The 13,148-nt window shown below is 66.6% G+C and carries 15 protein-coding genes; 4 read left to right on the plus strand and 11 right to left on the minus strand.

The annotated features are described in order from the left end of the window. Window positions 1-49 precede the first annotated feature (49 nt). Window positions 50-640: a pyridoxamine 5'-phosphate oxidase gene (gene pdxH, locus ABL308_00220; protein XBQ17750.1), complete on the minus strand. Its 591-nt coding sequence runs from the start codon at window positions 638-640 to the stop codon at window positions 50-52. A gap of 168 nt (window positions 641-808) precedes the next feature. Between pdxH and ABL308_00225 the strand changes: the two genes are divergently transcribed. The 3 genes from ABL308_00225 to murD all read left to right on the plus strand — a co-directional run bounded on the left by ABL308_00225 (window position 809) and on the right by murD (window position 3,933). Beyond that, window positions 809-1,378 (plus strand): DnaJ domain-containing protein, encoded by a 570-nt coding sequence (locus tag ABL308_00225; protein ID XBQ16319.1) that lies wholly within the window; start codon window positions 809-811, stop codon window positions 1,376-1,378. Window positions 1,379-1,434: 56 nt separating this feature from the next. Further along, window positions 1,435-2,541, plus strand: a complete 1,107-nt coding sequence (aroC, locus tag ABL308_00230) for a chorismate synthase (protein XBQ16320.1) — start codon at window positions 1,435-1,437, stop codon at window positions 2,539-2,541. A gap of 72 nt (window positions 2,542-2,613) precedes the next feature. Further along, entirely contained in the window at window positions 2,614-3,933 is a 1,320-nt protein-coding gene (gene murD, locus ABL308_00235; protein ID XBQ16321.1) for a UDP-N-acetylmuramoyl-L-alanine--D-glutamate ligase, read from the plus strand. Here murD and ABL308_00240 read toward each other — a convergent pair. Next, a complete protein-coding gene (locus tag ABL308_00240) occupies window positions 3,930-5,264 on the minus strand; it encodes a hypothetical protein (GenBank protein XBQ16322.1) in 1,335 nt (444 codons plus the stop codon). The two genes, murD and ABL308_00240, sit on opposite strands and share 4 nt — an antisense overlap. A 161-nt stretch (window positions 5,265-5,425) precedes the next feature. Here ABL308_00240 and ABL308_00245 point away from each other — a divergent pair, with 161 nt between their 5' ends. Beyond that, window positions 5,426-6,799, plus strand: a complete 1,374-nt coding sequence (locus ABL308_00245) for a rhodanese-like domain-containing protein (protein XBQ16323.1) — start codon at window positions 5,426-5,428, stop codon at window positions 6,797-6,799. Between the two features lie 4 nt (window positions 6,800-6,803). Here ABL308_00245 and rnhA read toward each other — a convergent pair whose 3' ends face one another. The 9 genes from rnhA to ctaD all read right to left on the minus strand — a co-directional run bounded on the left by rnhA (window position 6,804) and on the right by ctaD (window position 13,148). Continuing rightward, window positions 6,804-7,247 (minus strand): ribonuclease HI, encoded by a 444-nt coding sequence (rnhA, locus tag ABL308_00250; protein XBQ16324.1) that lies wholly within the window; start codon window positions 7,245-7,247, stop codon window positions 6,804-6,806. A 6-nt stretch (window positions 7,248-7,253) separates the two neighbouring features. Beyond that, window positions 7,254-7,634, minus strand: a complete 381-nt coding sequence (locus ABL308_00255; GenBank protein ID XBQ16325.1) for a nuclear transport factor 2 family protein — start codon at window positions 7,632-7,634, stop codon at window positions 7,254-7,256. 10 nt (window positions 7,635-7,644) lie between these two features. Further along, a complete protein-coding gene (locus ABL308_00260) occupies window positions 7,645-8,073 on the minus strand; it encodes a DUF1801 domain-containing protein (GenBank protein ID XBQ16326.1) in 429 nt (142 codons plus the stop codon). Window positions 8,074-8,322: 249 nt separating this feature from the next. Continuing rightward, window positions 8,323-8,694 carry a DUF983 domain-containing protein gene (locus ABL308_00265; GenBank protein XBQ16327.1) on the minus strand — a complete coding sequence of 124 codons (372 nt, stop codon included), beginning with the start codon at window positions 8,692-8,694 and terminating at the stop codon, window positions 8,323-8,325. Window positions 8,695-8,701: 7 nt separating this feature from the next. Further along, window positions 8,702-9,580 carry a cytochrome c oxidase subunit 3 gene (locus ABL308_00270; protein ID XBQ16328.1) on the minus strand — a complete coding sequence of 293 codons (879 nt, stop codon included), beginning with the start codon at window positions 9,578-9,580 and terminating at the stop codon, window positions 8,702-8,704. Between the two features lie 98 nt (window positions 9,581-9,678). Then, window positions 9,679-10,275 carry a cytochrome c oxidase assembly protein gene (locus ABL308_00275; protein ID XBQ16329.1) on the minus strand — a complete coding sequence of 199 codons (597 nt, stop codon included), beginning with the start codon at window positions 10,273-10,275 and terminating at the stop codon, window positions 9,679-9,681. Between the two features lies 1 nt (window position 10,276). Further along, window positions 10,277-10,462 (minus strand): hypothetical protein, encoded by a 186-nt coding sequence (locus ABL308_00280; protein XBQ16330.1) that lies wholly within the window; start codon window positions 10,460-10,462, stop codon window positions 10,277-10,279. Window positions 10,463-10,471: 9 nt separating this feature from the next. Further along, window positions 10,472-11,485, minus strand: coding sequence for a heme o synthase (locus ABL308_00285; protein XBQ16331.1), 1,014 nt, complete (start codon window positions 11,483-11,485; stop codon window positions 10,472-10,474). A gap of 43 nt (window positions 11,486-11,528) precedes the next feature. Next, window positions 11,529-13,148, minus strand: a complete 1,620-nt coding sequence (ctaD, locus tag ABL308_00290; GenBank protein XBQ16332.1) for a cytochrome c oxidase subunit I — start codon at window positions 13,146-13,148, stop codon at window positions 11,529-11,531.

Below are 13,148 nucleotides of genomic sequence, written 5' to 3' on the forward strand. Positions count from 1 at the left end.
CTCCCCTTCGCGATAACCCTGCCTGAATAAACTCTATACCAAAACCCGCTCAGGGATACAGGCGCGTGACCGACCAGGGCGCGTCTTCGCCGGTCCGGTCGAACGCCATCCGGTCGTGCAGGCGGAAGGCGCGGTCGCGCCAGAACTCGACATGAATCGGGCTGAGCCGGAAGCCGGTCCAGAACTCGGGCCGCGGAATGTCGCCGAAATTGAACTTCGCCGCATAGCCTGCGACCGCCTTTTCAAGCGCGAAGCGGCTTTCCAGCGGCCGGCTCTGGCGCGAGGCCCAGGCGCCGATACGGCTGTCGCGCGCCCGGCTCTGGAAATAGGCGTCGGCTTCGGCGTCGGGCACGCGGGTCACAGGTCCGCGCACCCGCACCTGGCGGCGCAGCGATTTCCAGTGAAAGCACAGCGCCGCGTTGGGGTTCTCGCCGAGCTGGCTTCCCTTGGCGCTTTCGGTGTTGGTGTAGAACACGAAGCCGCGCGCATCGACGTCCTTGAGGAGCACCATGCGCACGTCAGGCAGGCCCTGCGCGTCGGCGGTGGCGAGCGCGACCGCATTGGGATCGTTCGGCTCGGACTTTTTCGCCGCAGCCATCCAGTCTTCGAACAGCGCGAACGGATCTTCGCGGGTGAAGATGTCCTCAGGCGGAGTTTGTGACGCCGCGTAATCGGCCTCGTCAGGGCTGGGCGGGATTATGTCCTTGCGGCTCAAGACCTTGCCTTTCGATCAGAACAGCTGCCGGAATTAGTCGATGCGCGCGATCGGTCAACCTTTCGAAAACCTCACAGCCCTTAAATAAGCCCCATGAGTTCACGTTCGGAAGCCGTCATGGCCGCCTACAGGGCGTTCGGCCTCGCCGGTGGCGAAGACTTCTCTGAAGTCCGCGCCCGCTTCCGTGCGCTCGTCAAGCAGGTCCATCCCGACACCGCGAAGGAAACGCCGGACACGCTGATGAAGCTGCAGAGGCTTTTGAAGGCGTACGAAGTGCTACGCATTCATGCGCCGCGTCGGCATGATCTCGAAATCACGCCGGAAGAAGCGCGCAAGGGCGGGCTCCGAACGATCAGGATCGAGGATCGCGAGACCATGGTGCGCATTCCGGTGGGCGTGAAAACCGGAACGGTTCTGGTCCCGATCGGGGATTCCAACTGGCGCGTACACGTGGCCGTCCGCGACCACATGGTCGACGCCGATCTCGGCGAGGGCGAAGCCGAACGCCAGCGCCGGATCGAGCGCGACAAGGCCTTCGCCGAACAAGCCGCCCGTGAGGAAGCCGAGGCCAACGCCGGGCTGCTGCGCGGCTTTTACGAGGCCTTCGTCAAGAAAAGCCCCGCCGCCCGGCTGGTCAGCTGGGCGAGGCGCGGCGCGGCGTGACGCAGCGGCCCGGCTCGCCTATGGTGCGCGCCGGATCCTCGAAGACGCGTTAGCCCATGTCTCACAACAGTTTCGGCCATCTGTTCCGCTTCACCAGCTGGGGTGAAAGCCACGGGCCCGCGATCGGCTGCGTGGTCGACGGCTGTCCGGCGGGGCTCGCGCTGACCGAAGCCGACATCCAGCCCTATCTCGACAAGCGAAAGCCGGGCACGTCGCGCCACGTCACCCAGCGCCGCGAACCCGATCAGGTGAAGATCCTGTCCGGCGTGTTCGAGGACGAGCGCACAGGCGGCCAGGTCACGACAGGCGCTCCGATTTCGCTGATGATCGAGAACGTCGACCAGCGCTCGAAGGACTATTCAGACATTCGCGACAAGTGGCGGCCGGGGCACGCAGATTTCACCTACGACATGAAATACGGCGTCCGCGACTATCGCGGCGGCGGGCGGTCGAGCGCACGGGAGACCGCGATGCGGGTGGCCGCGGGCGCGATCGCGCGGAAGGTGCTGGGCTCCGAAGTGTCGGTGCGCGCTGCGCTGATCCAGATCGGCCCGCGCCGGATCGAGGCTGAACGCTGGGACTGGAACGCGATTGATAACAACGACTTCTTCTGCCCTGACGCTGAAACCGCCGCGCTCTGGGCCGAGGACATGGACGCCGCGCGCAAGTCCGGAAACTCTTTTGGTGCAATCGTCGAGTGCCGGGTTTCGGGCGTTCCGGCGGGCTGGGGAGCGCCGGTTTACGGCAAGCTGGACGCCGATCTGGCGAGCGCGATGCTGAGCGTGAATGCGGCCAAAGCCTTTGAAATCGGGGCGGGATTCGCCGCCGCGGCGATGACCGGGGCGGAGGCGGCCGACGAGATGCGGCGCGGCCCTGACGGCGGTCCTGAATTTCTGTCCAACCATAACGGCGGGGTGCTGGGCGGCATCTCGACCGGTCAGGACATCGTCATGAGGGTGGCGATCAAGCCGACCAGCTCGATCCTGACCGAGCGGCGCACGCTGACGAAAGATCTCGAAGAAACAACGGTTTCCACCAAGGGCCGCCACGATCCGTGCGTCGGAATCAGAGCCGTTCCGGTGGTCGAGGCGATGGCTGCGCTGGTGCTCGCCGATCACAAGCTGCGCGCCGCCGCGCAACGTCCGGCGAGCGAGCGCGATTAGAAAAAAGCGGGGACAGACCTCGTCGGCTTCGTGGTGAAACACGGCCGCTTCGTCATCGAAAAAGGGCGTTTCATGTCCGATCGTCTTCAGGATCGTGGTGACATCCTCATCTGGGGCCTCGGCCGCGAAGGCCGGGCCGTGCTCGACCTCGTTCTGGCCGAAGCGCCGGACGCGGCGATCACGATCGTCGACGCCAAGGAACCCGCCGGCCTGCCCCAGGGCGTGCGCTGGATCGCCGAAGACGATCTCGAGGCCGCCGTGCGCGCCGGCCGCAATCCGCTCATCGTCAAAAGCCCCGGCGTCAGCCTCTATGACCCGCGCCTGGACGCCGCGCTGAAGGCCGGCGCGGCGCTGACCAGCCAGACCAATCTGTTCTTCGCGCGAAAGCCGAAGACCCAGAGCGTCTTCGCGGTCACCGGCACCAAGGGCAAGTCGACGAGCTCGGCCCTGCTGCATCACATGCTGCGCGGCGCCGGCGTGAACGCCGCGCTGGCGGGCAATATCGGCGACCCCGCGCTGCTGGCCCCGCGCGAGGCGGAGACGGTGGTGCTCGAGATGTCGAGCTATCAGATCGCCGACCTGGTGCATGCGCCTGACCGCTTCATTTTCCTCAATCTGTCGAACGATCACGCGCCCTGGCACCGGGGGGTGGAGCGCTATCGCAGCGACAAGGCGCGGCTCGCCCGGCTCGATCCCAACACCGCCGGGGTGATGAACGCCGCAGATCCGCGTCTGATCGAGATGTTCGGCCACCAACCCAACCGGGTCTGGTTCGGCCGCGAAGACGGGTTTCACGCCCGCGACGGCGCGGTGGTCTACAAGAATGAGCGCTGGGGCCCGATCGCCGCCCTGCCCGGCGGCCATAACGCGCTCAACGCCTGCGCGGGGCTCGCGCTGATCGACAGCCTGGGCCTGGACGCCAGGGCCGCGTTCGAGAGCCTGTCGAGCTTCAAGGGCCTGCCGCACCGGCTTCAGACCGTACACGAGACAGGCGGCGTGATCTTCGTCGACGACGGCCTCGCGACCACGCCTGAGGCCTGCGTTCATGCGGTCAGCGCCTTCGCCGGCCGGCCCGTCGCCCTGCTTCTGGGCGGCGAGGAGCGCGAGCAGGACTACGCCTGGCTCGCCAAAGAGCTCGACAAGGCCGACAACCTGGCCGCCGTCATCTGCCTGAAGGACAACGGCCCGCGCATCGCCGAGGCGCTCTCCGCGACCCGCCATGCGGCGATCACGCAAGCGGTCCCCGAGATCGAGGATGCCGTGGCAGCGGCTTTCGACGCGGTGAAGACCGGCGGCGTGGTGCTTTTGAGCCCCGCCGCACCGAGATGCTCGGCCTATCAGAGCTTCGCCGAGCGCGGCGCGGCGTTTACTGCGGCCGCGAAGGCGCTTTAGGCCCCCGCCGCCTCGGCGACCGGCTCGGGCATGCGGTGTTCGGACCGCGCGTCGAGCGATCTGCCCCAGGTGTGCTGAAGCTCCGAGAGGTCCCAGCGCTCGGTCAGCCGGTCCTTCACCCGGGCGATCAGCGGCGCGTCGCGCCAGCCCGGCGCGGCGGAAAGATGGGCGAGCGCTGCGGCCACCTCTCGGGTCTCGCCCACGCACTCCCAGGGTTTCGCGCCGGTGAGCCCGGCGATCTCGACGAGGTGATCGAGATTGGCCTCGTCGTGCAAAGGCCGGGACTGGAATATCTCCGCATGCCGGTCGACCGGCAGGAAGGGCGCCAGCAGCACGGCGGTGTAGACGCATTTCGCGCACTTTCCGCACCAGCGCCGCCCCTCGGGCAGGGCGTTATCGCCTGCGAAGACGAAATTGCGGTTGCAGCTCGCAAAGATCGGCAACGCGTGCTCGGCGCGGGTGGCGAGATAGTGCGCGGTCCAGAGTTCCGAGACCGGTCGCAGCACCGAGAAATAGGAGAATCCGGCCCCGGCCGCCTCGAAGCCGGCGCGCAGCGCGTCCTCGAATTCGAGCGATTTGGAATACTGATGGTTCACCGCCGCGCCGCCTGACTGCATGGTCGGCTCGCTGGCCGCGCGCTCGTTGGCGAACACGACCCAGTCCAGGCCCCGCGCCGCGGCGTAAATCCCCAGCAGAGCCGAGTTGATCGCGGTGATCGGGATATGCCCGTTCAGCGCCTGGCCGGATTTCGAAATCTCGATCAGGCGCGCATCGATCGTGCGGCGGATCAGGATCACATCGGTCTCGCTCATCGTCTGGAGCCGGTCGCCGACCTTTTCAGACAGGATGACCGAGACCCGCTCGGCCTCGCCGCCGGCGCGGCGGACCAGATCGCTTGCCACGTGGCTGTCCTTGCCGCCGCCAAAGGCGGTGACCGCCCTGCGCCCCTCGCCCGGCGCGCCGCGCCGGGCCGGAGCGCGGTCGGCGGCGAGGCTCAGCGCGGGCGGGTAGTCGAGCCCGTTTCTCACATAGAACTCGCCCAGCCCCGGCCCGTAGGCGAGCAGCGCGACCCGTTCGGCCGCTTCGGTCAGAGCGAACCCGAAGCGCAGCGCGCCGGCAGGTTTCGCCTTGTAATAGCTCGTCCCGATCACGATTGCGGCGATCGCGGCCAGCGCCTCGCGCAGCTCGGGTTCGATGTCGGTGAGGCGCGCCTCTTCAGGAAACCGCACCGTCTCTTCGAAGCGGCCGAAGCCGGGAACCTCATAGCCGAAGCGCAGCGTGTTGGTGTCCGCCTCGAAGACAGGCGCGAACAGCGCGAACGGCTCGGTCATGGATCAAAATCTCCGCACGGCGATGGCGCCAGCGAACACTAGGCCCCGCGAAGACGTTCCGCCAGATCGGCGCTGCGCGCAGCAGCGGCGGCGCGCCCGAGCCCGGAACTCACCCCGCCCTCGCCCCGTTGGTCTCGCGCCAGCGGCGCGAGGGCGTTTTCATGTTTGTCGAGACGATCAAGACCGAGGGGCTGAGCCATCTGTCCTACATGGTGGGCGACGGCGAGCGGGCCGCCGTGATCGACCCCAGGCGCGATTTCGAGGTCTATGAAGAGATGGCGCGCGCCCGCGGCGTGCATATCGATTTCATCTTCGAGACCCACCGCAACGAGGACTATGTCTCCGGCGCGGAGGATCTCAGCCGGCGCACCGGCGCGACGGTGCTGCGCGGGCCCACCGACGAGTTCAAGGTGCATTACGCCGAGGCCGCGCCCGAGGGCGAGCGCGTACATGTGGGCGAAGCCAGCCTCGAGGTGCTGCACACGCCCGGCCACACGATGGATTCGATTTCGCTGGTCCTGCGCCATCACGAGACCGGGGACACCCCGATCGGGGTGTTCACCGGCGACGCGCTGTTCGTCGGCGATGTCGGGCGCACCGACTTCTATCCCGGCCGGGACGAGGAAGTCTCGGGCATGCTCTACGACTCGATCTTCGAGAAGATCCTGCCGCTGGGCGATCAAGCCGTGATCTGGCCCGCCCACGGCTCGGGCTCGGTGTGCGGGTCAGGCATGGCCAGCCGGGATTTCTCCACGATCGGCTATGAGCGCGCGAACAATCCCCGGCTGAAGCTCGGCCGCGAAGACTTCATCGACGCCAAGACCGCCGAGCGCCATGAACAACCGCCCTATTTCCGCATGATGGAGACGCTGAACGCCGGTGGGGCGCCCGCGCTCGGTCCCCGGCCCGCCCCGCCGCGCCCCATCGACGCCGACGCCTTCATTCGGCGCATGAAAGAGGGGATGATCGCGGTCGACGTACTGATGGCGGAAAGCTATGCGGGCGGTCATCCGCCAGGGTCTGTCGCCCTGCCGATCAGCCTTCTGTCAGGCTTCGCCGGCTGGCTTCTGCCCTATGACACGCCTTTGGGCCTGATCGCGGCGAGCCCCGATCAGGCCGACGAAGCGCGGCTGCAGCTCGCGCGCATGGGCTATGACCGGGTGGAAGGGTATCTGAAGGGCGGGGTCAGCGCCTGGGCCAGCGCGGGCTATCCGGTCGATGCGATACCCTCCATCGACGGGCCGGGCTTCAAGGCGCTGATCGAGGGCGGCGACGCGCCGGGCGTCCTTGATGTCAGGAGCCCGGACGAGTTTGACAGCGGCCATCTGGACGGCGCGGTGAACATCTACGCCGGCGAACTGCCCGAACGCTTGGGCGAACTCGACAGGGACCGCGACTGGATCGTGCTGTGCGGCACGGGTCAGCGCGCCACAATCGCCGCGTCGGTCCTGCAGAACGCCGGGTTTGGCCGCGTGCGCATCTTCTGGGGCTCGATGAAGGCGTGCCAGGCGCTGGGCTGCCAGATGGCAGCGTGAGGGCTCAATCGCCGGACAACGTCTCGATCGCCTTGCGCGCAAGCTCGTCGGCGCGTTCGTTCTCGGGGTGGCCGGCATGGCCCTTCACCCATTCCCAGGTGACGTCGTGCTTCTGCGCGATCGTATCGAGCCGGCGCCAGAGATCCTCGTTCTTCACCGGCTTCTTGGCGGCGGTCTTCCAGCCGTTCCGCTTCCAGCCGTGGATCCACTTCGTCACCCCGTCGCGCACATAGGTGCTGTCGGTGACGAGGCGCACCTCGGAGCGGCGTTTCAGCGCCTCGAGCGCGGCGATCGCCGCCATCAGCTCCATGCGGTTGTTCGTGGTCTCGGCCTCGGCGCCGGAAAGCTCTTTCTCGTGCTTTCCGTACTGAAGCACCGCGCCCCAGCCGCCCGGCCCGGGATTGCCCGAGCAGGCGCCGTCGGTGTGGATGACGACGGTTTTGGTCATCCCCGCTCAGACGCCCGCTTTCAAGGCGTCTTCGAGCGGCAGCCCCTGAGCGCGGAAAAAGCTGAGCTTATCGAAATAGCCGCGCTGAAGCCGGATGCGCCCGTCCTCGATCTTGAAGAACCCGCAGCCTCGCAGGCCCAACGGGTCGGTCCACTCCAGGATCGCCCAGTCGCCGTCCTCGAAGAGGTTCTCGATCTCGCACACCATTTCGGCGCGGGAAAACTCGGTCTCGAACATGGCGCGGATCGCCGCCCGGCCTTCGATCGGGCCGTAGGCGACCTGATGGTTCACGGCATCCTCGTGATAGAACGCGGCCACACGCTCCGCGTCGCCCGAGTTGAAGGCCTCCACCCAGGCGCGGACGGTCTGTTTCGGCGATCGGGCCAAGGGCGGCCTCCTAGCTCGGTTTGACGGGATATTGCTGCGACAGGTCCCGCACCCCCGCTTCGATCAGTTCGGCGAGCACGTCCAGATCGATGTCTGCGAGTTTTTTCACGTAAAGGCAGCTCTTGCCGTGATCGTGTCTGCCCAGCCGGGCGAGGATGTCGCTGTAATCGCTGTATCCGGGCAGGATGTAGATCGAGTGCCTGGCCTTGCGCGGCGAGAACCCGGTGGCGAGGAAATCGCCCTCCCGGCCGCTTTCGTATCTGTAGTGATACTGCCCGTAGCCGATCATGGACGGGCCCCACATCACCGGCGCCCAGCCGGTGACCTTGCGGAACAGCGCGTCCAGCGCCTTCGCTTCCTCGCGCTTGGCGTCGGGCTCCACGCTGTCGAGGAACTCCTCGACCGGGACGGCGGTGGGCTTGGTCTTGTTTTCGGCCATGAGGACCTCCCTGTGGGCGCGGGATCGTACCGCATCGCGGGCCGTCGTCGACCGGTCAGGTTCGTCGAGGCCGGAGCATGCGGCCACACCCCACCCCGGCCCTCCCCTCGAGGGGAGGGAGGGATGGGTTCGCCGTCAGAGCGAGCGGGGGGCGAGCTGGGGGGAGGTCGTCACGGCCTGAACCGGAGATGGGCCGGCGCCGAAACGCCCCTCCCTCCCCCACCGGGGGAGGGTCGGGGTGGGGGGCGCTCAATCGTCTTCGTCCAGCCGGGCTTCCCTTGCGCCGTGCATGTGCTGAAGGGCGAACATCGCGCCCTTGAACGGGCGGAGCATGGCGGCGGCCAGACCGATCGACAGCGGCAGCCAGAGCAGCATGTGAAGCCAGATCGGCGGGGCGGCGGCGAGTTCGACCACCAGCGCCAGCGGCACCACGATCAGCCCGACCAGGAACATGATCAGCACGGCGGGGCCGTCGCCGGCGTCCTCGCCGCTGAAGTCGAGCCCGCAGCTCTCGCAGGCGCCGGCGAATTTCAGATAGCCGGAAAACAGACGCCCCGTCCCGCAGCGCGGGCAACGCCCGCGTAAGGCTGCGAGAACGGGGCTCGGTCTGTCGGCGTGCACGCCGGGCTTACTGGAAGGCGACGTAGACGAAGACGAAGAGGAACAGCCACACCACGTCGACGAAGTGCCAGTACCAGGCGGCCGCCTCGAAGCCGAAATGCTTCTGGGGGGTGAAGTGACCCGCCATCAGACGGATCAGACACACCGCCAGGAAGATCGTCCCGATGATGACGTGCGCGCCGTGGAAGCCCGTCGCCATGAAGAAGGACGCGCCGTAGAGATTGCCGGCGAAGTCGAAATGGGCGTGGGTGTACTCGTAGACCTGCAGTGCGCTGAAGCACAGGCCGAGAACGACCGTGAGCAGCAGGCCGAGCTTGGCGCCCTTGCGGTCGCCGTGCTGCAGCGCGTGATGCGCCCAGGTCACCGTGGTGCCCGACAGCAGAAGGACCAGCGTGTTGATCAGCGGCAGGTGGAAGGGATCGAAGGTCTCCACACCCGGCGGCGGCCAGCTTTCCCAGCCGGTGAAGTCCGCGCCGATGGCCGGGCCGTACCACTCCACGCCCGCACGGACGTCGTGGAACAGGGCGGCCTCGAAGAAGATCCAGAACCAGGCGGCGAAGAACATCACTTCGGAGACGATGAACAGGATCATCCCGTAGCGAAGGCCCAGATCGACCACCGGGGTGTGGTCGCCCTTGAGCGATTCCTTGATGACGTCGCCCCACCAGCCGAACATCGTGTAGAGCACGACCAGCGTGCCCAGGATCAGGATCCAGGGCGAGTCCTTGGCGAAGAAGAAATAGGTCCAGCTGGCGTCGTCGGTCGTCAGACCCTTCATGAAGATCACGAGGCCGAACGCCATGAGGAACGCGCCGAGCGAGCCCACGAAGGGCCACGGGCTCGGATCGACGAGATGGTAATCGTGTTTGACGGCTCCGCCGGCCATGATCGTCTCCTGCCAGTCCCTATTCCCAGGTGGCGGCGGTATAGCCCCGCCCTACCCGGTCGTCCATTCCGATACGCGCCTGAAACTGCGGCGCGCGCTTAAGACGCTTCGCCGGCGCCTGTTTGCGCCTGCGCGGTCTCGTAAATTCCTTCGTCGCCGGAGGCGAAGAAAGTGTAGCTCAGCGTGATCGTGCGCACGTCGTTGAGGCGCTGCTCCTCGTCCATCAAAGGATCGACGAAGAAGATCACCGGCATGTCCATCGATTCGCCCGGCTGCAGCGTCTGCTCGTTGAAGCAGAAGCATTCCAGCTTGGAGAAGTACGGCCCCGCCTTGAACGGGGTGACGTTGTAGCTCGCAACGCCCGTCACCGGCCGGCCGGTGGTGTTGGTCGCGCGGTAGAAGGCCAGAGCGGTTTCGCCCACGCGCACGGTCATCTCGCGCTGCAGCGGCTCGAAACTCCAGGGGAAGTCGCGATTGACCGAGGCGTCGAAGCGCACGGTGACTTCCCGGTCGAGGATCTGGCCGGGATCGTACTGGGCGATCTGTGTGGTGCCGCCATACCCCGTGACCCGGCAGAACAGGTCGTAGAGCGGCACCGCGGCGTAGGCCATGCCGACCATGCCGGCGACCACGCCGGCGCAGACGGCGAAGACCTTCGCGTTGCGGTCAAGCCTGTCCAGAAGACGCCCGATCACCTCAGCCTCCCGTATTGTAGTTGTGGGTCAGTCGCAGCACGGTCGTGAGGAAAATCAGCACGATGAACGCCACAAGGCCCAGCGCGATGGCCAGGTTCCGGCGCTTGCGCGCAGCCTTTTCCTCGGCGGTGAGCTCGACCGTCTCGATCGGCTCGCCGTGGACGTCGCGGAGGGGTTCGTTGCTCATCGGCGGCTCCTAGAACAGCGGCCCGAGCGGGACGTGCGCGCCCGCGCCGTGCTCGGCCAGAAGCGCGGCGAACAGGAGCGACAGATGCGCGATGGAATAGGCGAAGAGGTCGCGCGCGGCCTTGTCCCCGGCGCGCACGGCGTAAAGCTCGTCCTCGGCGTTCGGCACGTCGCCGGCGCGCGAGCCGAACACCCTGAGCGCCAGAAGCGCGAACACCCCGCCGCCGACGATGGAGGCGACCGCGTAGACCGTCCCGCCCAGCCCGGTCAGAAGCGGACCGGCCGTCGCGGCGAGATAGAGCGCGGTGTAGAGCACGATCTGGGTCCGGGTGGATTTCGCGCCCCTGGCGACCGGCATCATCGGCACGGCGGCGGCGGCGTAATCACCGGACTTGTAGAGCGCCAGCGCCCAGGAGTGCGGCGGCGTCCAGAAGAAGATGATGGCGAACAGGATCAGCGCGTCGAGGCTCACCGTACCGGTGACCGCGGCCCAGCCGATCATCGGCGGAAAGGCGCCCGCCGCGCCGCCGATCACGATGTTCTGCGGCGTCGAGCGCTTCAGCCACATCGTATAGATCACGGCGTAGAAGAAGATCGAGAACGCCAGAAGCCCCGCCGCGACATAATTCGTCGCCAGCGCCATCAGCAGCACCGAAGCCAGGCTCATCACGCCTGAGAACGCATAGGCCTCGCCCGCCGGCACACGGCCGGTGGGGACGGGACGGCGCCGGGTGCGCTTCATCACCGCGTCGATGTCCGCGTCATAGGCCATGTTGAACGCGCCCGCCGCGCCCGCGCCCACGGCGATGCACAGAATCGCGATCGCCGCGGCCAGCGGGTTCATCGCGCCCGGCGCAGCCACCAGGCCGGCCAGCCCCGTGAACACCACGAGCGTCATCACCCGCGGTTTCATCAGGTCGAAATAGTCGCGCCAGCCCGCCGCAGCGGCGGCGGGGCGGTATGCGTCGGGCGACGCCGCGTTCGCGGCGCCGCCCGTTTCGACGTTTGCGGAAGTGTCGGTCACTTAAGGTCCCGTCAGTTCCTGACTAGAGCGATCAACGCGCGGCCTACTTGATTTTCGGCAGCTCGTTGAACTGGTGGAAGGGCGGCGGAGAGGACAGGGTCCACTCCAGCGTGGTCGCGCCTTCGCCCCACGGATTGGCCTCGGCCGGGCGGCGGCGGATCGCAGCTTCGATGAGCAGGGCGAAGAAGATCAGCATCCCGATCGCCATGATCACGTAGCCCCAGGAGCTCACGAGGTTCCAGAAGGCGTACCCGTCGGCGTAGTCCACGTAGCGGCGCGGCATGCCGGCGAGCCCGAGGAAGTGCTGCGGGAAGAAGATCACGTTCGCGCCCACGAAGAAGAACACGAACTGCGTCCGGGCGAGCAGCGAGTTGTACTTCACCCCGAAGATCTTCTCGAACCAGTAGTAGAACCCGGCGAAGATCGAGAACACCGCGCCCAGGGACAGCACGTAGTGGAAGTGCGCCACCACGTAGTAGGTGTCGTGCAGCGACTGGTCGACGCCGGCGTTCGCCAGCACCACGCCGGTCACGCCGCCCACGGTGAACAGGAAGATGAACCCGATCGCGTAGAGCATCGGCGTGCGGAAGCTGATCGAGCCGCCCCACATCGTGGCGATCCAGGAGAAGATCTTGATGCCGGTCGGCACCGCGATGATCATCGTGGCGGCCACGAAATAGGCTTTCAGGTTCACGTTCAGGCCGACCGTGTACATGTGGTGAGCCCACACGATGAAGCCGATGAAGCCGATCGCGACCATGGCGTAGGCCATGCCCAGATAGCCGAACACGGGCTTTTTCGAGAAGGTCGACACGATGTGGCTGATCATGCCGAAGCCCGGCAGGATCAGGATGTACACTTCGGGGTGACCGAAGAACCAGAACAGGTGCTGGTACATGACCGGGTCGCCGCCGCCGGCGGGATCGAAGAAGGTCGTCCCGAAATTGCGGTCGGTGATCAGCATGGTCAGCGCGCCGGCCAGAACCGGAACGGCGAGCAGCAGCAGGAAGGCGGTCACCAGGATCGACCACACGAACAGCGGCATCTTGTGCAGGGTCATGCCCGGCGCGCGCATGTTGAAGATGGTCGTGATGAAGTTGATCGCGCCCAGGATCGAGCTGATGCCCGCGATGTGAAGCGCGAAGATCACCAGATCGAAGGCCGGGCCGTTATGGCCGGTCGTCGACAATGGCGGGTACATCACCCAGCCGCCGCCGAAGCCGTTCTCCCCGCCCACGCCGGGCACGAACATCGAGATGATGATCAGGATGAACGAGAAGGGCAGCAGCCAGAACGAGATGTTGTTCATGCGCGGGAACGCCATGTCCGGCGCACCGATCATCAGCGGCACGAACCAGTTGCCGAAGCCGCCGATCATCGCAGGCATGACCATGAAGAAGATCATGATCAGGCCGTGCATCGTGGTGATGACGTTGTAGTCGTGCTCGTTGCCCCAGAACCCGTTGTTGAAGATCTGAAGGCCCGGCTCGGCCAGCTCCCAGCGCATCAGGCCGGACATCGCGCCGCCGACCACGCCCGCCATGATGGCGAAGACGAGGTACATCGTGCCGATGTCCTTGTGGTTGGTCGAATAGAGCCAGCGCTTCCAGTCCCAGAGGCTGGGGGTGTGGTCGTCGTGATGAGTCGCGGTCGCGTCCGTCAT

It is taken from the genome of Oceanicaulis sp., assembly GCA_040112665.1.
GTDB lineage: Bacteria > Pseudomonadota > Alphaproteobacteria > Caulobacterales > Maricaulaceae > Oceanicaulis.

Excerpts from the sequence above, each read along its gene's own strand:
- ABL308_00225 (XBQ16319.1), top strand. The coding sequence starts at position 809 with ATGAGTTCACGTTCGGAAGCCGTCATGGCCGCCTACAGGGCGTTCGGC.
- aroC (XBQ16320.1), top strand. The coding sequence starts at position 1,435 with ATGTCTCACAACAGTTTCGGCCATCTGTTCCGCTTCACCAGCTGGGGT.
- murD (XBQ16321.1), top strand. The coding sequence starts at position 2,614 with ATGTCCGATCGTCTTCAGGATCGTGGTGACATCCTCATCTGGGGCCTC.
- ABL308_00240 (XBQ16322.1), bottom strand. The coding sequence starts at position 5,264 with ATGACCGAGCCGTTCGCGCTGTTCGCGCCTGTCTTCGAGGCGGACACC.
- ABL308_00245 (XBQ16323.1), top strand. The coding sequence starts at position 5,426 with ATGTTTGTCGAGACGATCAAGACCGAGGGGCTGAGCCATCTGTCCTAC.
- rnhA (XBQ16324.1), bottom strand. The coding sequence starts at position 7,247 with ATGACCAAAACCGTCGTCATCCACACCGACGGCGCCTGCTCGGGCAAT.
- ABL308_00260 (XBQ16326.1), bottom strand. The coding sequence starts at position 8,073 with ATGGCCGAAAACAAGACCAAGCCCACCGCCGTCCCGGTCGAGGAGTTC.
- ABL308_00270 (XBQ16328.1), bottom strand. The coding sequence starts at position 9,580 with ATGGCCGGCGGAGCCGTCAAACACGATTACCATCTCGTCGATCCGAGC.
- ABL308_00280 (XBQ16330.1), bottom strand. The coding sequence starts at position 10,462 with ATGAGCAACGAACCCCTCCGCGACGTCCACGGCGAGCCGATCGAGACG.
- ctaD (XBQ16332.1), bottom strand. The coding sequence starts at position 13,148 with ATGACGGACGCGACCGCGACTCATCACGACGACCACACCCCCAGCCTC.